The sequence below is a fragment of the Candidatus Binatia bacterium genome (assembly GCA_023150935.1).
Lineage (GTDB): Bacteria > Desulfobacterota > Binatia > HRBIN30 > HRBIN30 > JAKLJW01.
This window is the reverse complement of sequence record JAKLJW010000023.1, coordinates 23,814-41,422: the sequence shown is the minus strand read 5'-3', so window position 1 is coordinate 41,422 and position 17,609 is coordinate 23,814. Positions and strand designations below refer to the sequence as shown.

15 protein-coding genes are annotated in these 17,609 nt (G+C 66.9%); 9 read left to right on the top strand and 6 right to left on the bottom strand.

Annotated elements, in window-relative coordinates:
* The first annotated feature begins 122 nt into the window (after positions 1 to 122).
* Positions 123 to 662 carry a hypothetical protein gene (locus L6Q96_14335; protein MCK6555731.1) on the top strand — a complete coding sequence of 180 codons (540 nt, stop codon included), beginning with the start codon at positions 123 to 125 and terminating at the stop codon, positions 660 to 662.
* Positions 663 to 705: 43 nt separating this feature from the next.
* Here L6Q96_14335 and L6Q96_14330 read toward each other — a convergent pair whose 3' ends face one another.
* The 5 genes from L6Q96_14330 to L6Q96_14310 form a co-directional block, all read right to left on the bottom strand.
* Positions 706 to 1,998, bottom strand: a complete 1,293-nt coding sequence (locus L6Q96_14330; protein ID MCK6555730.1) for a metallophosphoesterase — start codon at positions 1,996 to 1,998, stop codon at positions 706 to 708.
* Positions 1,999 to 2,085: 87 nt separating this feature from the next.
* Positions 2,086 to 2,634, bottom strand: coding sequence for a hypothetical protein (locus L6Q96_14325; protein MCK6555729.1), 549 nt, complete (start codon positions 2,632 to 2,634; stop codon positions 2,086 to 2,088).
* 400 nt (positions 2,635 to 3,034) lie between these two features.
* On the bottom strand, positions 3,035 to 5,098 hold the full coding sequence (locus tag L6Q96_14320; protein MCK6555728.1) for a VCBS repeat-containing protein: 2,064 nt from the start codon (positions 5,096 to 5,098) through the stop codon (positions 3,035 to 3,037).
* A gap of 206 nt (positions 5,099 to 5,304) precedes the next feature.
* Positions 5,305 to 6,483 (bottom strand): beta-lactamase family protein, encoded by a 1,179-nt coding sequence (locus L6Q96_14315; GenBank protein MCK6555727.1) that lies wholly within the window; start codon positions 6,481 to 6,483, stop codon positions 5,305 to 5,307.
* A gap of 192 nt (positions 6,484 to 6,675) precedes the next feature.
* A complete protein-coding gene (locus L6Q96_14310; protein ID MCK6555726.1) occupies positions 6,676 to 7,050 on the bottom strand; it encodes a hypothetical protein in 375 nt (124 codons plus the stop codon).
* A gap of 268 nt (positions 7,051 to 7,318) precedes the next feature.
* Here L6Q96_14310 and L6Q96_14305 point away from each other — a divergent pair, with 268 nt between their 5' ends.
* Positions 7,319 to 8,182 carry a c-type cytochrome gene (locus tag L6Q96_14305; GenBank protein MCK6555725.1) on the top strand — a complete coding sequence of 288 codons (864 nt, stop codon included), beginning with the start codon at positions 7,319 to 7,321 and terminating at the stop codon, positions 8,180 to 8,182.
* A 22-nt stretch (positions 8,183 to 8,204) separates the two neighbouring features.
* On the opposite strand, the gene L6Q96_14300 is transcribed toward L6Q96_14305, so the two are convergent.
* Positions 8,205 to 9,785, bottom strand: coding sequence for a sigma 54-interacting transcriptional regulator (locus L6Q96_14300; GenBank protein MCK6555724.1), 1,581 nt, complete (start codon positions 9,783 to 9,785; stop codon positions 8,205 to 8,207).
* A 295-nt stretch (positions 9,786 to 10,080) separates the two neighbouring features.
* Here L6Q96_14300 and L6Q96_14295 point away from each other — a divergent pair, with 295 nt between their 5' ends.
* The 7 genes from L6Q96_14295 to L6Q96_14265 all read left to right on the top strand — a co-directional run bounded on the left by L6Q96_14295 (position 10,081) and on the right by L6Q96_14265 (position 17,553).
* Positions 10,081 to 10,275 (top strand): helix-turn-helix domain-containing protein, encoded by a 195-nt coding sequence (locus L6Q96_14295; GenBank protein ID MCK6555723.1) that lies wholly within the window; start codon positions 10,081 to 10,083, stop codon positions 10,273 to 10,275.
* Positions 10,276 to 10,443: 168 nt separating this feature from the next.
* Positions 10,444 to 11,019, top strand: a complete 576-nt coding sequence (locus L6Q96_14290; GenBank protein ID MCK6555722.1) for a PadR family transcriptional regulator — start codon at positions 10,444 to 10,446, stop codon at positions 11,017 to 11,019.
* Entirely contained in the window at positions 11,006 to 12,082 is a 1,077-nt protein-coding gene (locus tag L6Q96_14285) for a polyprenyl synthetase family protein (protein MCK6555721.1), read from the top strand. The genes L6Q96_14290 and L6Q96_14285 overlap by 14 nt, the downstream gene beginning before the upstream one ends.
* Positions 12,066 to 13,943 carry a geranylgeranyl reductase family protein gene (locus L6Q96_14280; GenBank protein ID MCK6555720.1) on the top strand — a complete coding sequence of 626 codons (1,878 nt, stop codon included), beginning with the start codon at positions 12,066 to 12,068 and terminating at the stop codon, positions 13,941 to 13,943. The genes L6Q96_14285 and L6Q96_14280 overlap by 17 nt, the downstream gene beginning before the upstream one ends.
* A 9-nt stretch (positions 13,944 to 13,952) precedes the next feature.
* Entirely contained in the window at positions 13,953 to 16,529 is a 2,577-nt protein-coding gene (locus L6Q96_14275) for an ABC transporter permease (protein ID MCK6555719.1), read from the top strand.
* Positions 16,526 to 17,248, top strand: a complete 723-nt coding sequence (locus tag L6Q96_14270; GenBank protein ID MCK6555718.1) for an ABC transporter ATP-binding protein — start codon at positions 16,526 to 16,528, stop codon at positions 17,246 to 17,248. The genes L6Q96_14275 and L6Q96_14270 overlap by 4 nt, the downstream gene beginning before the upstream one ends.
* The gene (locus tag L6Q96_14265) at positions 17,245 to 17,553 is read left to right on the top strand and encodes a helix-turn-helix transcriptional regulator (protein ID MCK6555717.1); all 309 of its coding nucleotides are present in this window, start codon (positions 17,245 to 17,247) and stop codon (positions 17,551 to 17,553) included. The genes L6Q96_14270 and L6Q96_14265 overlap by 4 nt, the downstream gene beginning before the upstream one ends.
* Positions 17,554 to 17,609: the final 56 nt, after the last annotated feature.

Here is a 17,609-nt window from a genome sequence, read left to right as displayed (position 1 = left end):
GGACCGTTTGCAGTTCTGCCGCCGTCGGCGTAGGCGTGAGTCTAGCTGACGGGCCCATGAGGCGGAACTGCCGGAGGAAAGCGGTGTGGCGCCTTGGTTCGATATGCGGAGGCGCGTGGACGGTGGCTGCGCGTGCTGCAGCACAGCCGGCCATCGACCGCGAGATGCAGCGCAGCGTTACGCGCGCCGACAGAACGTTGGAGCGGCTGATGATGGTGTTTGCCGAAGTCGGGGCGCTCTGGTTGTGGGTGGTCGCTTCGGTCGTCGGATATTGCCTCGTGGTGGCCGTGGCGTCTGTACTCGATCGCCGCATGTTCGCTTTGCGCGGCTCGGTCGAGGTCCTGCGCTACTCCGTTCACGGGGTACGGACGTTCTTCCGCCTGGCACGGGACCGGCGAACACCGGCGGCGGCGCGCGGTATTCTGGTGCTGGGTTTGGTCTACTGGTTGTTCCCTTACGATCCATTCGTCGAGTGGTCCTATTTCACTCCGCTCGACGGCGACTGGTTCGGCTTCTTCGACGATCTGTGTGTCGCCGTCATAGCGGCGAAAGCGTTTCTGTTTCTCTGCCCCGATGGGCTGGTTGCCGAGCACGCCCTCGCGATCGAACGCCAGCGAGGGCGAGGTGCGGTCGCACGTCCGGTTACGCCGCGAGGCGGCTAGCATTCTCGCGGGATCTTCTCCGGCCCGCGTACGTGCACTGTTTTCAGGCCTCGCTCCGCCGGGTGTCGGGGTGGCGTAGCTCGAGGAGCGTGATCTCCCGCGGCGTGCTCAGCCGGATGCGCTGGGCGGTGACGCCGAGGCCGCAGTTGACGTAAAGGAAGCTGCCGTTGTGTTCGAATAAACCGCGATCGAACCGGGTAACCAGTTCGGCAAGGTTGCGAACCCGTCCATTGAACCACGGGATGCCGATCTGCCCGCCATGCGTATGTCCCGCAAGTGTTAGCGCCACTCCGCGAGCGGCGGCCTGGGGGAAGATGTCGGGTCGGTGACAGAGCAGCAGGACAGGTTCGCCGGCCGGCACCGCCTCGATTGCCGTGGCGAGTGCGGTGGCTTCGTGGACACCGCGGGCCCAGTCGCGACCGCGGTCGTCGAGGCCAATGACGTGCAAGCGCGTTTGCCTGAGCTGTATCGTGGCGGATTGGTCGCGAAGCACCACGAACCGTGTCAGGCGGCGCAGCGCGGCTTCCACGCGATCGGCGCCGGCGTAGTGATCGTGGTTGCCGAGGATAGCCAGCACCCCGCGGCGTGCATCGAGACCGGCTAGAATGGGCAGAAAGCTTTCGAGATCGGCCAACGGAGAGTCGGCGATGTCGCCAGTGACGCACACGATGTCGGCGTCCAGCTCGTTGACCCGCGCGACGAAGTTCATGAGTTCGCGGCGGCGGAGGTTCTGGCCGATGTGGATGTCGCTGATCTGCGCGATGCGGAGACCGTCGAGGGCGGCCGGTAGCCGCCTGCTGAGCACAGGTACGTGGCGAACCGTCAGCCGGCGTTGGCCGACGGTGTAACCATAGAGGAAGGCGAGGGCGATTGCGGCCACCCCGGCATTGGCGAACCAGCGAAATCCGCTGTCCAGGTTGCGGTCCATTTCGACTCCCACGGTGGCGCCGCGTGCCTGCGTGGCGACGGCGCCGAGCACTGTACGGGCGGAGATCCAGAGCACCCCCGTGCTCGCAAGGAAAAGGCAGCAGAAGAGGCAAGTGAAAGCCGCGGCGTAGTACAGGCGGGGCAGAGCATTAGTCGGGCTGTGCACACGGCGTTCACGCCGTGTGCGGGAGGCGAGGGCGAGGTTGAATCCGTAGACGCCGACTGGCGCGGCCAGTTGCGCGGCGACCGGCAAACTGCCGATCGCGCCGGGGAAGAGCCACCATGCCATTCCCCACTGCGCGGCGCTTACCGCGACGAGCAACAATCGGAAGAAGTTGGCGAAGAACAGGCCGACCAACAACCTCCGGACGCTGCGCACCTGGGCGGCGGCGTTGGACCAAAGCAGCATGCCTGGACGCTACCGGAAGCGCGCGGTGCAAGCCAGCGCTGGAATCGTTGGTCGTGGGACGATTGGAGAGTAGGGAACGACGACTGCCTACCGGCCGGGTTTGTCGGCTCGGAGGGCGGCGGCCTCCGCCGCGACCTTGAGCTCGAGAACCGACTGCCGCAGGGCCTGGCCCTCCATGATCTTGCGGACTGGTCCGGGGACCCAGAAGCCCAGTGCGATTTCCTGCCGGCAGGTGGCGCGGGTGATGCTGGGGGTGATCTTTTCGAATTGGTAGTCGCCCTGGATCGATTCGACGTCGCCGCCGATGGATTCCCACGACAGTGCCCGTGGTTTGTCGTACTTGTAGGCGAGGACGTAGCGAATGGATTTCAGGCGCAGGTCGGCGGTGAACTCGACGCGTTTGCCGAGTCCATTGCGGTAGCGTTCCAGGACGCGCGCCGCGGCGACGGCGGAGAACCATGCAGGGTAGCGCTCGAAGTCGGTAATCGTCGCAAAACAGAGCGGGACCGAGGCCAGCACCTCGGTGGTGAACATCTGCGCGCCGCTGAGGCTCATGGGAAGACTATCTATCGCCGGCGGCAAGCAGGAGGCAACGCCCTCCGAATAGTTCTCGGCGCGGTTCGATTGGAACGACATGACTCGGTCATAACGTCTCCGCCCTCGCGACCATGCCTTCGCCGACCTCTTGGAAAGCCGATCTCCTGCGGATCTCGATCGCTGCCGGATGAAGCGGAGAACCGGCCGGCGCTCGAAGGTTATGTCGGATCGGAGTTGCCGATTGACATTCGCGAAGCGACCCGGGTACGCATTTTCAGGGGCCTGTAACGCCAGCGGCCCGGGAAGCAGGTCTGTCGTGTCAAGCATCGCCAGGCGTAGGCAAGTCGTTGTCGTGGTCACGCTGGTCGCCGGCTTCACAACGCAAGATAAAGCCTGTGCCGGCGACGCCCACTCTATCCGGTGTAACTGACGCGGTCCTCAAGGCGGGTTGTCAGACTGTTGGGCTGTCGGGCGATCGCGCCGGCCCGCCGGCTCGTCGTCACCATCCTACCGCCGCTCGCTCCCATGGGTCCGTGACGTGCGCCGCGGTTTCCGCCGGCAGGGCGGTGGCGAGCGGTCGCTTTGACGAAGACCGGCTGTCGTTGAGCAGCATCGCTACCGTTCTTGTGCCGCGGCTGATGACGAGCAGGTCGGGGAGGCGATCGCCGTTGACATCGCCCGCGGCTGCCGCCATCGGCTGCCGAGCGACCGGCAAGCGCACGGGCTCGCCGAACTTGCCGTCGCCGTGTCCCGGCAGGATCGACAGATCATCGCCCGTGGTTTCACTGACGACAAGATCGATCACCCCGTCGAGGTTGAAATCCTCGGAAACCGACGGTCTAACCCGACCGCCAAGATCTCCGGGTGCGGGCGGAGTGAACCCCGCCTTCGCGGTTTTCAGAATCGATACCTGATCCGAGTGTCGCGCTCCGATCACCAGGTCGGCGCGCCGGTCGGCGTTCAAGTCGCCGGTGATGAGAAATGTGGGCCGCGGTACAACCGGGAAGCTCTGTACCTCGGTGAAACGGCCGCGACCGTCGCCGAACGCCAGTGAAAGGCTGTCGGAAATGCTGTTGGCGACGGCGAGATCGAGGTGACCGTCGCCGTTCCAGTCGCCGGTAGCCAGGTCGGTGGGCCCGACGCCGACACCAACGAGCACCGGCGCTGTAAACGCCCCCCCGCCAGTGCCCGCGAGCACGGCGACGTCATCGGAAGCAAACCCGACCACCGCCAGGTCGAGCCAGCCGTCGGCATCGAAGTCGGCTGCCGTCAGTGCGCGTGGTTCACGACCGACTCGCGCCGTTGCGCGAGGGGTAAAATTACCCGCGCCGTCACCGAGAAGGACGTGAACCGTGTCCGTCCCCTGACTTGCAACCGCGGCATCGAGGTGCGAGTCATTGTCGAAGTCCGCTAGGGTGGCAGCGACTGGGTCGCCACTGGTGTCGAGCAACGGTGGGCCGGCGAAGCGCCCGCGGCCCAGGGCTTTCAAGAGGGTGAGCGAGTCGCCACCGCGGTTGAACGCCACCAGATCGACGTAGCGGTCACCGGTGACATCGGCGGCAAGAAGCGCTTCCGCACCCGCGCCCACACTCATGAGTGGCCCGCTAAGGAACGTCCCGTCCGCGGCGCCGAACAATGCCAGGACAAGGTTGCGGCGGGGATCGACGACAGCCAGATCCTGCCGGCCGTCACCGTTGAGGTCCGCTGCCGCGAGGCCGCGCAGGCGATCGTCACGCCAGACCAACTGTGAGTTGCTGAAGCCGCCGGTGCCGTCGCCGGCCAGAACGACGACGCCGCGGTCGTCGAGCAGTGCGAGATCGAGACGGCCATCATGATTGAGGTCTGCTGCGACGGCCCGGCGCGGACCGGCGCCGGCTGCAGTGTGGGGTCGGGCGTCGAAATCGCCGGCCTTTGTAGCGACCAGGACGATGACGGCGTTGCGCTCCGGGTCGGTCACCACCGCGTCTGTGCGCCCGTCGCCGCTGAAGTCGCCGGTGACGACTGTACGTACGCGGAACCCGGTCAGTAGCTCACGTGGCTTCGTGAACCCCCCACGACCGTCGTTCAGCAGGAGAGACAAACCCGCTTGATGTCCGATGATGAGGTCGAGGCTCGGGTCCCCGTTGGCGTCAATGACCGCCATCGCCGACACGGCCGCCGAGACCGGGAAACTCCGCGCCGTCACGAACCCGCCGGTCCCGTCGCCCGGATGGAGCGTTACTGCTGCGTCGTTGCCACCCGCCACGACATCGGCCCGTCCGTCGCCGTTGAAGTCAGCGACGGCGATTGCCTCGGGAGGCGGTGTCATGCGCAGCAAGGTCGGAGTCGAAAACCCAGATGGCTGCACGCCCAGCAGCGTGAGGAGTCCGCGACTGTCTATGACGACCAGGTCTGGCTGCCGATCGTCGTTGAGGTGGGTTGCCACGGCGGCGGTGGGGCCGGAGCCGGCCGGATAATCTTGCCGTGTGACGAAGGAGATGTCGGCAACCGCAGGCAACGCCGTGGCCGCACACGCCAGGGCGAGCAGTGCGGTGCGGATCGTTAAGAGAGGAGGACGTAGCATGAAGGGTCGATTTCCGAGAGTTCTTAGGGCTATCGAGTCGGCGCCCAAGGGCAGGTGACTACACCAGCGGTACCATAGTGGCGCGGAGTTTTCCCAGCCGTAAGTAGCGACGAAGGCACGCGGGGACGAGACCAGGTGGCCTTAAGGCCTTACACCGTCAAGCAGTTGAGCTGTCGGACGGAGGCGCCCCCGTCTCCCCGAGGCCCTCAGGCCCCCAAGCCCTCAAACACCGCCTCCACCAGCCGTTGCCCGCGCGGGTTGAGAAGGAGTCCCGGGCCCATCTGATTCATGACGTACCCGAACGCCACCCGGGCTACCGGGTCGGCGAAACCCAGAGAGCCGCCGGCGCCCGAATGCCCGAAAGCCTCGGGGTTGGGTCCGAGGCGTATGCTGTCTTCGTCGCCGTTGTCGGTCGTCTTGATGAAGCCCGCGGTGAAGCGGGTCGAGATGGACAGGATTCGGTCCGGACCTTCCGACTCGGCGACGCCGAGTCGGGCGAGGATGGTCGGGCCGACAAGTTCGCGGTTGCCTCCGGTCTTTCCTCCGGCGACGAGCGGTGCGTACATGCCGGCGAGAGCCCGCGCAGTGCATATCCCGTTGGCGGCGGGTACCTCGGCGGCGCGGACAGTGCGAGAGTTGGCCTGGCCGGGCATCATCATGCCACGGGGATTGAGGAACGTGCGCGAGGTCAGGGAATCGCGGTCGAGCATGGCGGCCAGAAGCGGTGAAGCCTTGCGCTGTGGTGGTGGGAGGCGCACCGGGGCGACGCGGGGCTCGTATTCTGCGGGCAGGCCGATCCAGAAATCGAGCCCGAGTGGAGCGGCGATCTCGTCGCGGAAGAAAGTGCCGACGGTCTTGCCGCTGATGCGGCGAACGACCTCGCCGACGAGCCAGCCGAACGTCATGGCGTGATAGCCGTGGGCCGTGCCGGGTTCCCAGTAGGGTGGCTGTTCGGCAAGAGCCTCGGTCAGCGTCGGCCAGTCGAAGATGGCGTCGGGGGGAAGATTGCGGGCTATGGCGGGAAGACCCGCCTGGTGATTGAGCAACATGCCCACGGTGATCCGCTCTTTTCCAGCCGCGGCGAATTCCGGCCAGTAGCGGCACACGGGTGCGTCGAGATCGAGGTGGCCGCGACTCGCGAGCACGTGGGCGCACAATGCCGTCGCGCCTTTGGTGGCTGAGAAGATCATCGTCAACGTATCCGGCGTCCACGGGGTTCGAGTCCGCCGGTCCGAGTATCCGCCCCACAGGTCGACCACAGTGCGCCCGTCGACGGTCACGCTCAGCGCCGCGCCGACCTCGCCGCGGGTCGCGAAGTTCTCGCGAAAAACCTCTTGCACTGCGGCGAACCGCGGATCGGTTGTTCCTTGGACGGCGACGGTCATTGCTCTTCTTCTATACTGGCAAAGCTGGCTGCGGAAGTTGTGCGACACGGTTCCGGCAACCGGACTCCGGGTCAGTTCGGGGACTACATGACGGGATAAGTGGCGATCGGCCGGAAAAAGATGCGCCGGGCTCACCCGGGGGCGCGAGTCCGCTGCGCTCGGGTCGGCGCCGCCCCCGGGGCGGCCGTACGACTACGGGACGCAAGCAAGCTGCGCGCGACTGAAGCAGCGGCCGAGTCCACAGTCGCAAGTGGGGACATTGCGACTGAACATCGGTGCGCAACCGCAGGCGCCGATCTCGCACATATCCGGGAAGTCAGGTGCGCTCGAACAGCACAGCGTAGTGGAAACCGAGCCCCCCGAGGCGAGACATCCCCGCTGCTCGGCCGATCCGCCGCAGTTTCCCATGGCGTTGTTTACCGCAACCAGGATCTCGTCGACGGTAACCTGCTGGTCGGAGTTGAAGTCCCCCTGGCAGGTGGGATTGCACTGGGCGACCGAGGCCGATGCTGCAAGCGCAAGCGCCGACATGGCCGCGATTGCCACGAAAAGACGGCTGTAGTGCATGTGAAGGCCCTTTCTACGTTCCTCGTTTCGTCATCCCAGGTCCCGAAACGATCTTACCACGGAGAAGGAGAGACCGAGAGGGAAGTGTGCTTCGAAGGATGACGGGGCACCGGCGGTGCCAAGACGCGTCGGCACGAATCCGGCTGGACTTCCCGCGATGCGGGCTTGACGCGCGCCGACGGCTCCGGTGTCGGCGAGTCGTGTTTCGGCGTGCAGCTAAGTTGAGCTATGAACTGGCCGCAGCATGATCAAGGTTTCTTACCCGAGGATGCTCGCAATCGAGCTGCTGCTCGTGGTGCTGGCTTCCGTCGCCGGGGCTGCCGAGTCGAGCGGCGAGCGGTTGTACCGCCGTCACTGTGCTCCTTGCCACGGTTCCGACGGCCGCGGCGACGGGCCCGATGCGGAGTTGTTTTCCAGCCGTCCGCGCGATCTGCGCGAGGGGTTTCTCGATAAGTACTCCACTGCCGATCTGGTGCGGCGGATTCGCGACGGTGCCGCGCTCCAGCTCGGGGTAGACTTGCCGGCGTTGCAGGCACGGGCGGCCGAGGTGGAGGCGATTGCCGCCTACATGAAGAAGCTCCCGGCCATCGATTGGGCGCAGGTCGAAGTGGGGCGCGAAATATACCTCGACCGCTGCGAAATCTGCCACGGGCCGTACGGTCGGGCTCCGCGCGATCTGCCGGCCGGCGTTGCCCGCTCCGCGGACCTGACGCCGGTGCGCCTCGAGGCGGTCGGCCGGCCGGATTCGCTGGTAGCGCTGGTTCGTCGCGGGCACGCGAAGATGCCGGCTCTGGTGCCGCGACTGCCTGAAGCCGAAGGTGAGCCACTGGCAGCCTTCCTACGACTGCTGTCGCCCGGTTTCGAGAGCTGGGACCGCAACTGTACTGCCTGTCACGGCGACGACGGGCGCGGCGAGGGGCGACTTGCCGAGGCACTGGGTATGCCGCGCGTCGTATTCGACGCGAACTACTTTAGCTCCCACGATCCGGAGCAACTGCGCGCTTCGATCTGGCACATGCTGGGGCAGCAGAAGCCGACGATGCCGCATTTTCGGTGGACCATAACCGCAGCGCAGGCTGCGGCCATCGTGGAGTATCTGCGGCGCGCCGAGCCGGAGGCGACGCCGCGGTAGAAGGTTGTTGGCGAAGTAAGGATCATCCCACCTCTCGCATCCCCGCCTCATCGGCCGGGGTGGCAGGCGTCTTCAGTCCGAGCGACTTGAGGAGGCGGCCGAAGTTGGAGCGGGACATTCCCAGCAGGCGGGCGGCGGCGGCCTGGTTGCCATTGCTCTGGTGCAGGGCGTCGCGGACGCGGCGAACTTTTTCCTCGCGGACGATGTGGCTGAGACTATGACTGTCGGCGCCGTAGGCGTCGAAGCCGGTTAGGTGTTCGGGGCGGATGGTATCGCCGGCGCAGAGGAGAACGGCGCGGTCGATTACGTTGCGGAGTTCGCGGACATTACCGGGCCAATGGTACGAGCGCAGCATGGCGAGGGCGCGTCCGGTGAAGCCGAGGATGCGTTTGCCGGCGGCGCTGGCGGCGGCGGTGGCGAAGTGGGTGGCGAGTACGGGTATGTCGTCGGCTCGCTCGCGCAGCGCTGGTACGTCGATGGTGACGGTGGCGAGGCGGTAGTAGAGGTCGTCGCGGAAGGCATGGGGCATTTCGGCCCGCAAATCGCGATTGGTGGCGGCGACGATGCGGATGTCGAGGCGGCGGGACTTGCGTGCGCCCAGTCGTTGGATCTCGCGTTCTTGAAGTACGCGCAGCAGTTTCACCTGGAGGGGTAGGGGCAGTTCGGCGATTTCGTCGAGAAACACGGTGCCGCCGTCGGCGAGTTCGAACTTGCCGGGGCGGGCGTCGATGGCGTCGGTGAAGGCGCCGCGTTCGTGCCCGAACAGCTCGCTTTCGGCAAGGTGGTGCGGGATGGCGGGGCAGTTGACGCTGACGAGCGGCCCCTCGCGACGGTCGCTGCGGGCATGAATGGCGCGGGCGATCAGCTCCTTTCCGGTGCCCGTTTCGCCGGTGATAAGGACGGAGCTGGCGCTGGCGGCTACTTTATCGACCAGAAGCAGTGCCCGTTGTAAGACCGGGCTCCGCCCGATTATCTCTGGAAACCCATCGATCGGCACAGATGGCTCGACTTCGGCGATACTATTTGCAACGAGTTGTTGCTCGAGCCGGCGGCAGTCGTCGACCTGCCGACGCAGCGTGTCGCCAAGCGCGGCGACCTGCCAGAGGACATCTAGATGTGCGGCCACCGTCATTGCGATTCCGACGTCGAGTGCGCTGAGGGCGCGGCCGTTGCGGCGGTGGCCGAGTGCGATCAGGGTGGTGCCTCGCGGAGCGACGGCGTGAGCGCCCCACGTTGTGGGGGCCGTCGGGTAGGCGTCGCCGGACGAAACAGCGAGAATCGGTGAAGAGGCGCCGATGCGGCCGCCCGTGGGGTACGGCGCGGCGCTCAGTTCATGTGGGGCGGTGAGCTGTCCGCAAGCGGCGACCAGTTCCCAGGGGTCGGTTGCTGCCGCGCGACGGTAGACGGCGGTGCCGATGAGGTCGATGGCGTCGCCGACGGCCCGTGCCAGAATCGCGCAGGCGTCGACGGGCGACCTCTCCTCGTGTGCGAGCCTCGCGAGTTCCTTGTTGACGACAAGTAGTTCCTCTCGCCGGGCGCCGGCCGTCCACCAGTGGCGCAGCGTGTCCCAGCATCGACGTCGCGGCTTTGTCGACTCCCGCATGGCGCTTCCCCTCCTCCTCTGCCCGTCAGCCTCGGTCCTGCAGGGCGCACAGCAGATGCTACGGGTGCCCGCATGCGTCAACGGGAAAGCGGGGATAAAACTCGAATGTTCACGAGTCGATAGATAGATCCATGCGGCTGCCGGTAGCCCGGGCCGCGGACGGCGGTGGTAGCACTGTAGGTGATGTCAGGGGCCAATTCGGCCTTGATTTTCGACTACCCGGACGTCGTACTGAACGGCAGGTGTGTTCAGGGCATGCCCGCGGCCAGCCATGCGTTTAGCGCTAGAGAACGAAATGTCCGGTCGGTTGTTTCGGGCCGACTGGTCGGACGCCGACCTTGCCGGACGGGCTGGTCTGTCCCGGCTGCGGGTGAACCGCATCAAGAACCGTCGCATCCGTCCGACGGTCAGGGACGCGTTGCTCATCAGTCGTGCTCTCGGGGTGCCGGTCGGCGCGCTGTTTCGACTGGCCGATAGCGAGCGGCCGTGAAGACGCCTTGCGGGTAGTACAGAGCTATGTAGCTTGCAGTGAACATCATCGCCGAGTTGACAGATATCAATTGACGCGGCGGTTGCGGCGAGTGTAGGTCGGGACTCATTGGAGCCGCCGGGCAGAAGCGGGTGCGGAATCAGGCGGCAACTTGTTGGAGGAGCATTCGTGGTTCGATACGCACTGTTGGGGCTCCTGCGGGAGCGGAGAGATTACGGCTACCAACTGAAGCGGCGATTTGACGAGCGCATGGGTGCCGTATGGCGGCTCAATATCGGCCAAGTCTATCAGACGCTGCGGGCCTTGGAACGTATCGGCTTGATCGCCGAGGTCAACGACGGCGCGACGGCCGAGACCGGGAGGCGTGTGTTCCGGCTGACGGCGAAAGGGGGGCGGGTGCTGGAGCGCTGGCTGCAGCGGCCGCCGATGCGGCCCCGGCCGGTGCGGGATGAGACGCTGGTGCGGTTGCTGGTGGTGCGACCGGCGGGCAGTCGGGAAGCGCTGGGGCGAATCACCGAACAGGAGCGGCTCTACAAGCGGCATCTGGCGCGACTGGTGGCGCAAAAGCGCCGCGCGATGCGGAACGGTGGCGAGGTGCTGGGTTTCGGTGAGTTGGGGCTGGAGGCTGCGCTGCTGCACGGTGAGGCGCACTTGAAATGGCTGGAGCATTGTCGGCGGTGCCTCGAACACATGGACGAAGGTGCGGGGGAGCAGAAGGGGGATAGGACGGGTGGACACAAATAGGCATGCCTGGTTGAGGGACGCGGGCGTGGTGCAGGCCCTTGCGGAGGTTGAGGGCTTGCTGCGTGGGGTGGGCTGCTCGGCCGAGGCTGGGCGGGCATTGCACGCGCAGTTGCTCTCGGTGCGCAGCAAGCGTCTGCGTCCCGCTTTGTTGCTGTTGTCGGCGAGGCTTGGCGGTGGCGGCATGGGGCCCGCGGTGGTGCGCGCGGCGGCGGCGATCGAGCTGCTGCACGAGGCCACGCTGTACCACGACGACATCGTCGACGAAGCGGAGGAGCGGCGCGGGCAGCCGAGCGTTCATGCGAGCGTGGGCACGGCGGCAGCGGCGCTAGCCGGATCGGAGCTGCTGTATGCCAGCGTCGAGCTGCTGGCCGAGCTCCCGGTGGGGATGCGGCGAGCCGTGGGGCGCGCCGGGCAGCGCCTTTGCCGTGGGCAGTTGCGAGAGCTCGAGTTGATTGGGCAGCCACGTGTGTCGGTGCGCGACCGGCTACGGGTGATGCGAGACAAGACGGCGAGCTTGTTCGAGTTGGCGACGCGGCTCGGGGGTTGGCTGGGCGGCCTCGACACCGTGAGCGTGGCGAAACTGACGCGCTTCGGTCGTCTCCTGGGGTTGGCCTATCAATTGGCCGACGATCTTCGGGATCTGTGTGCTCCGGCCGCGGAGCTGGGGCGAGCACCGCGGGCCGACTTGCGCGACGGTGTTTACACGCTGCCGGTGGTGTATGCCCTCGCAGGCCGTGGGCTTTCTTCGACCGTGTTGCGTTGTGCCCTTGGTAAACGGGCGCGGGGGGAGTCGCAGCCCGATGTCGATGACATCGTGTCGGCGATCCGAGCGGGGGGTGGGGTTAGCGCCGCCGTCGCACAGTTACGGCGTTGGACTGACGAGGCGATCGGAGCGCTCCGTGCGGTGTCGTCCCATGGATGCGCCCTGACGGAGCTTGAGAGCTTGACCGAGGGGGTGTTGCGCCAGGGGTTGGCCGGGCAAGCGACGGCAGCGATACCGGGACCTGGTCTCGAAGTGCCGATGGCGGGCAGGTGCGGAGCGGGCCATGTCGCGTTTGTATGATGCGGTGGTTGTGGGAGCCGGGCCGGCTGGCAGCGCGGCAGCTTTCCACGCGGCGTCCGCCGGTCGGCGGGTGCTGCTGATCGATCGCAGTGGATTTCCCCGAGAGAAGACCTGTGGCGATGCCGTGAGCCCGCGGGGCATAGCGGCGTTGCGACGTATGGGGGTGCTGGAGCCTTTGGGTTGGCGTGTTGTCGGCACGCGCTTCGTGCGGCAGCCCGGCGGCGAGGCGTGGTACGAGGATTTCCGAACCCACGACGGCCCGGGTTGGGGAAGCGTTATAAGGCGCTCGGAACTCGACCAGCGACTGGTGGCGGCCGCGCAGACGGCCGGCGCCGACGTTGTCACGGCCGCGGCCCGAGACATAGAGATTGGGGCCGACGGTTACGGCGGCGTCACGTTGGGGCCGGGCGGAGAGGGGGTGCGCGTAAGGGCAAGAGCGGTGGTCATTGCCACCGGGTCGGGAGGAACAGCGCAACTCCTGCGGCCACGTTCCAAGATGCCCCATGTCGGGTGGGGAATCGCGGCGCGGGGGTATTTCGCCAGCGACGACGGGACCGGGCGCGAGTTGCGGATTTTCTTCCCGGTGCGCATTCACGGACGGGTTTACGCCGGCTATGTCTGGGCCTTCCCGGCTGCCGAGCGGTGTTGGAATATCGGTGTTGGGATCTTCCGTTCGGCGGCCATCGGTGCGGTCTCGCTGCGCTCCGTGTTGCGCGAGTTCCTCTTGACCGTTGGACCTGGCGTCGGGCTCGGCGCCCTGCGTCCGCTCGGGCCGGTATCGTCTGCACCCATAGCCGTGGAGCCACTGGTCGACTCGGAGTCCGGCCTCCTGGCGGTAGGTGACGCGGCCGGACTCGCCAACCCGTTTACGGGAGAGGGCATCGCCGCCGCGCTGGAGTCCGGAGAGCTGGCTGGCCGGCTGCTTGCCGATGACCCTGACGGGGCGGGCCGAAGATACGCCGGCGAACTCGCGCGCCTCTTCCCGGGGCGTCCGGCGCTACGTCCGGCGCTGCGTGCGCTGTACGAGCACGCGGACCTGTTCCTTGGGCGGGGGGCCGACGCGGTGACGGGAGGGACCGGGCTGGTCGGCGGTGCCCTGCGCGGCTTGGTCTGGGACAATTTGCCTCGCTGCGGTGGCGTGGGCACTGCGCCGGGGCCGCGGTCCGGGCTCCTGGACATGTGCTCCGTGATGGATGGCGTTGTGTCGGTGGGCCGACGCATGCGGCCGCTGTTCGGGGAGCTGCTGGCGGGAATCGTGATCGACCCACGCAGTGGGCTGGGGTGGAGCGCCGCGTTTGCAATCGCAGCGGCGGGATGCCTGGAGCCGGCGCAACTGCCGTTGCGCATGCCCGTAAAGGATCTGCTGGTCGTGGTTGAAATAGTGGAGGCCGTGGCGGCCTTGCACCGCGATCTGCTACCGCACAGGAGCAGTTCCGAGGGCGGTACGTGGGGGAGAAATACGGTAGCGCTGGCGTTGGCGGACGCGCTGACCGCCGAGGCGCTGCGCCGTTTGTACGCGTGCGACGAAGCCGAGGCTGTGGCGGTTGGCGGAGCCGCCCGGCGCTTTCTGCGGGCGGCGGCCATCGACGCCGCGAGCGGAACCCGTCAGTCGAGCGGAGCCGTCGCTTTGTTCATGGCCGCAGCAGGCGTTGCGGTCGGTGGCCCGGGTTCGACCTTGCCGGCGTGGATGAGGGGCGCGGCGGCGCAGGTGGCGGCGGCCCACACGGTGACTGCGGAAGGGGGCAATGCCGCGGCGTCCGCGGGGGACGTGCCCATGGCGGAGTACTTGGCTCGAGATGCGGCGGGCCTCTTCGCTGCATGGCGCGCGCTGATGCATGTTCCGGGCGCGGTACGCGGATAGGACGGCGAGATGTGGATGCTTCGCGAACTCTCGTGGCCGCACTTGCGGCACCACCGCGCACGTACGCTGCTGGCCGGCCTCGGTATCGCGCTTGGCGTCGGGGCCATTATCGCGACGGACGCGGTCACGGACGCCGTGCTGAGTGCGTTTCGGCGGACTGTCGACGCCACCACGGGTCGGGCGAACCTGCACGTCACCGGCGATGCGGCCGGGGTTCCTGGAGCCCTGGTCGACACCCTGGGCGCGGTGGCTGGCGTGCGTCGGGTTACCGCTGTGTCGGAGGGTTTCGTTGGTCTGGCAGACTCGCCGGGGGATATGCTCGCCGTGTTCGGATTCGATCTGCTTGGCGAGAATCCCTACGAGACCCAACTGCCGCGCAGCGCGATCGAGCTGAGAGACGAGATCGAGTTCCTCAATCAGACGGACTCGATCGTCCTGCCGCGTCCCTTCGCGGAGCGGCACGGTCTCGAGCTCGGTGGTCGTCTCGACGTCATGAGCCCCCGGGGTAGGCGCACGCTGGTGGTGCGCGGGCTGGCCGATGCGAACGGTCCGGCAGCTCTGTTCGGCGGGGCGGTGGCGATGATGGACCTTCCTGCCGCACAACGCCTTCTCGATACGGGCGACAAAGTCGATCGTATCGAGATCGAGGTCGCCGAAGGTGCGGACGCGGAGACGGTGCGCAATGCGGTCGGGGCTCAGGTGGACGGTGTGGGCAAGGTCGAATCCGCGTCGGCGCAGCGGACGCGTGCCGAGGAGTTGCTGTTTTCGTTCCGGGTTACGCTTGCTTTGGCCGGCCTGGTTGGGGCGATCGTCGGCCTCTGCATCATTTACCACACCACGACCGTATCGGTGGCACAACGGCGCCGCGACATCGCCTTGCTGCATGCACTGGGCGTCTCACGCCGGCGGGTGTTCACGTGGCTGGCGACCGAAGCGATCGTGTTGGCCGCCGGCTCCTCCGCGCTAGGGTTGGTGTTGGGACAAATTCTTGCCCGGGCCGCGATGTCGACCGTGGGGACGGTGGTGACGGCCTGGATTCGTTTGCCGATCGAGTCGGCCACGGCATCGGCGACGACGTTGCTGGTGGGCTTTACGGTCGGGATCGTGACGGCGGTGGCGGCGACGTTGCTCGCGGCGCGGAGCATTGTGACCGAGGCTCTCGCCGGCGCCCTGCGTGGGATGCCCACGCAACGCGGCGTGCGCGTTCAGATTCGCGCCAGTATCCTTGTCGCTACAGGTGGGTTGCTGGCAGCGGCCTTCCTGATCTGGGCGGCGCCGTCGCGGCTCGGCTTTACCGCGTTGGTGACCTACATATTCGTTCTTAATAGCCTCGTTCTGGTCAGTGTGGCGTGGTTGTCGCCGGCTTTGGCGGCGGTCCTGGGTGCGCTCGCCTCGGTGTGTGGGGGGTGGAGCCGCGGGACGACGGCGCTGCTTGCCGGCGGTTCTCTGGGTCGTAACCCTGCCGGGGCGATTGCGGTGGTGGCGGCGATCGTCATGGGTCTCGGCTGGACTCTCGCCGATGCGGCGCTCGTGCAGAGCCTGCAGCGTTCCTGGCTCGATTGGCTCGATGGATACTATCGGAGCGATCTGGTGGTGACAGCCGGGACCGGGACGGTGAGCTTCGTGACCAGCCCGGCGGTGGCGGACGAGGTCGTGGCCGGAATTGCCGCTCTGCCGGGGGTGCGCGAGGTGCAGGGCGTGCGTGTGCTGCGTGCCACTTACGACGGCGGTCCGATCGTCGTCGAGGGCGTCGATCCGGCGACCCGTGGCCTGCCGCGCACCGACGGCGACTGGAGTGCGATCGCCGCCGCGTTCTGGGCCGGAGATGGTGTCGTCGTGAACGAGAAGCTGGCGCACCGTCGCGGGGTAAGGCGCGGCGACACTCTGGAGCTGGCGACACCGTCCGGCGAGCGTTCGTTCCGTGTGCTCGGCGTGGTCTCGGATTTCCAAAATGGTGACCTCGGGGGCATTGGCGTGACCCGAAGTCTTTACCGGGATCTCTGGCGCGATCCGTTGGTTAATGCGGTGTTCGTGTGGGTCGAGTCCGCGGACCGGGTCCGTGACGTACGGACAGCCATCCAGGCGGCATACGCAGGCACGCACGGCCTTTACGCCGTTACTGCCGCGGAGTTCCGAGCCAACGTTGCCGAACTGGTCGTACAGGTATTCTCTCTAACCTACGTGCTGATGCTGGTGGCGCTGACGATCTCTTTCGTCGGCGTAACCAACTTTCTTCTCGCGGCGATCCTTGACCGGCGTGGGGAGTTGAACGTGCTCGGCGCGGTGGGGTTGACGCCCACGCAGATCGGCGCCGCGATCGTTACGGAGGGGGCGCTGCTCGGTGCGGTAGGCGTTGTAGCCGGGTTGGCTGCCGGAACATTGATCTCGCGCATCATCGTCGAGCACTCGGTCCCGATGGTGAATGGTTGGCGCTTTCAATACCTGTTCCCGACGCCGACGGCAGTGCAGCTCTGCCTGGGGGCGCTGCTGCTGTCGGCCGCCGCCGGGTTGATGCCGGCCCGACTGGCGACGCGCCGAAACGGGCGCGCCGTGCGCGGGAGAAACACAGACGGAGAAGCGACATGATAGAACTGGATTCGGTGTCGAAACGTTATGGAGACGGTCCGGGTGCCGTGTGGGCGTTGCGAGAGGTCTCGCTGTGGGTGCGGCGGCGGGAATTCCTTGCCGTCATGGGTCCGAGCGGCTCAGGTAAGTCATCGCTGTTGAACCTCATCGCCGGACTCGACGCGCCGCACGAAGGAGAGGTCCGCGTTGCCGGATCTGTCGTAGCCCAGCTTGCGGATCGGCAGTTGGCACGGCTGCGCCGGTCCACGGTGACGGTGATCTTCCAGTTCTTCAACCTCCTGCCGACCCTCACCGCGGAACAGAACGTAGCGGTGCCGCTGCGCGCCGACGGGCGCAGCCGGCGCGAAACGCGGGAACGGGTTGCCCGTGCGCTCGATGCGGTGGCCATGACGCACCGAGCACGGCACTATCCCAGTGAGCTCTCGGGGGGCGAGATGCAGCGCGTCGCCATCGCTCGCGCGTTGGCGACGGATGCGCAAGTGGTGCTCGCCGACGAGCCGACGGGTAACCTCGACTCGGCCCGCGGGGATGAGATTCTCGAACTGTTGCGCGGCGCGGTCGACCGAGAAGGGCGCACCGTGGTGATGGTCACGCACGACGTCCGTGCCGCCGCCTACGGGGATCGAATTATAACGCTGCGCGATGGCCGCATTGTCGACGAGGTGACCGGCGCGCGCGGCGCTGTGCGGGTGGTCGAGATGGATCGGGTTGCGTCATGAAGGGCCCGGCTGTCGCCAACCGACTGCGCGCCGCGCTAGCCGACCGTGACTGGTCACAGCAGGACCTGTCGGATCTTTCCGGGTTGCCGTACGCGACGATTCGCCGGCTGGTGCGCGATGGCGGAAACCATCCGCTCGATCTCGCGCTGGCCGTTTGCGGAGCGCTCGGCGTCGACCTGGAGGATGTCTATCGGTTGGAGTCTGATGCCGAGGGAACGACCGGAGGTGCGGTGGCTCGGCGATCTGGGCTGGCGCGCGAGCCGGTAGAACGGGGCAAGCATCGAGCAAAACGGCGCAGCGGTTGAGAACCGGGCCGGACGTCGTCCAGGTTGAACGGCGGGCGGCGCTGAGTCATGAGGTC

Coding starts and splice junctions, on each gene's coding strand:
- L6Q96_14315 (MCK6555727.1), bottom strand. CDS start 6,483: ATGACCGTCGCCGTCCAAGGAACAACCGATCCGCGGTTCGCCGCAGTG.
- L6Q96_14320 (MCK6555728.1), bottom strand. CDS start 5,098: ATGCTACGTCCTCCTCTCTTAACGATCCGCACCGCACTGCTCGCCCTG.
- L6Q96_14295 (MCK6555723.1), top strand. CDS start 10,081: ATGTCCGGTCGGTTGTTTCGGGCCGACTGGTCGGACGCCGACCTTGCC.
- L6Q96_14300 (MCK6555724.1), bottom strand. CDS start 9,785: ATGCGGGAGTCGACAAAGCCGCGACGTCGATGCTGGGACACGCTGCGC.
- L6Q96_14270 (MCK6555718.1), top strand. CDS start 16,526: ATGATAGAACTGGATTCGGTGTCGAAACGTTATGGAGACGGTCCGGGT.
- L6Q96_14310 (MCK6555726.1), bottom strand. CDS start 7,050: ATGCACTACAGCCGTCTTTTCGTGGCAATCGCGGCCATGTCGGCGCTT.
- L6Q96_14305 (MCK6555725.1), top strand. CDS start 7,319: ATGCTCGCAATCGAGCTGCTGCTCGTGGTGCTGGCTTCCGTCGCCGGG.
- L6Q96_14280 (MCK6555720.1), top strand. CDS start 12,066: ATGTCGCGTTTGTATGATGCGGTGGTTGTGGGAGCCGGGCCGGCTGGC.
- L6Q96_14275 (MCK6555719.1), top strand. CDS start 13,953: ATGTGGATGCTTCGCGAACTCTCGTGGCCGCACTTGCGGCACCACCGC.
- L6Q96_14325 (MCK6555729.1), bottom strand. CDS start 2,634: ATGTCGTTCCAATCGAACCGCGCCGAGAACTATTCGGAGGGCGTTGCC.
- L6Q96_14330 (MCK6555730.1), bottom strand. CDS start 1,998: ATGCTGCTTTGGTCCAACGCCGCCGCCCAGGTGCGCAGCGTCCGGAGG.
- L6Q96_14265 (MCK6555717.1), top strand. CDS start 17,245: ATGAAGGGCCCGGCTGTCGCCAACCGACTGCGCGCCGCGCTAGCCGAC.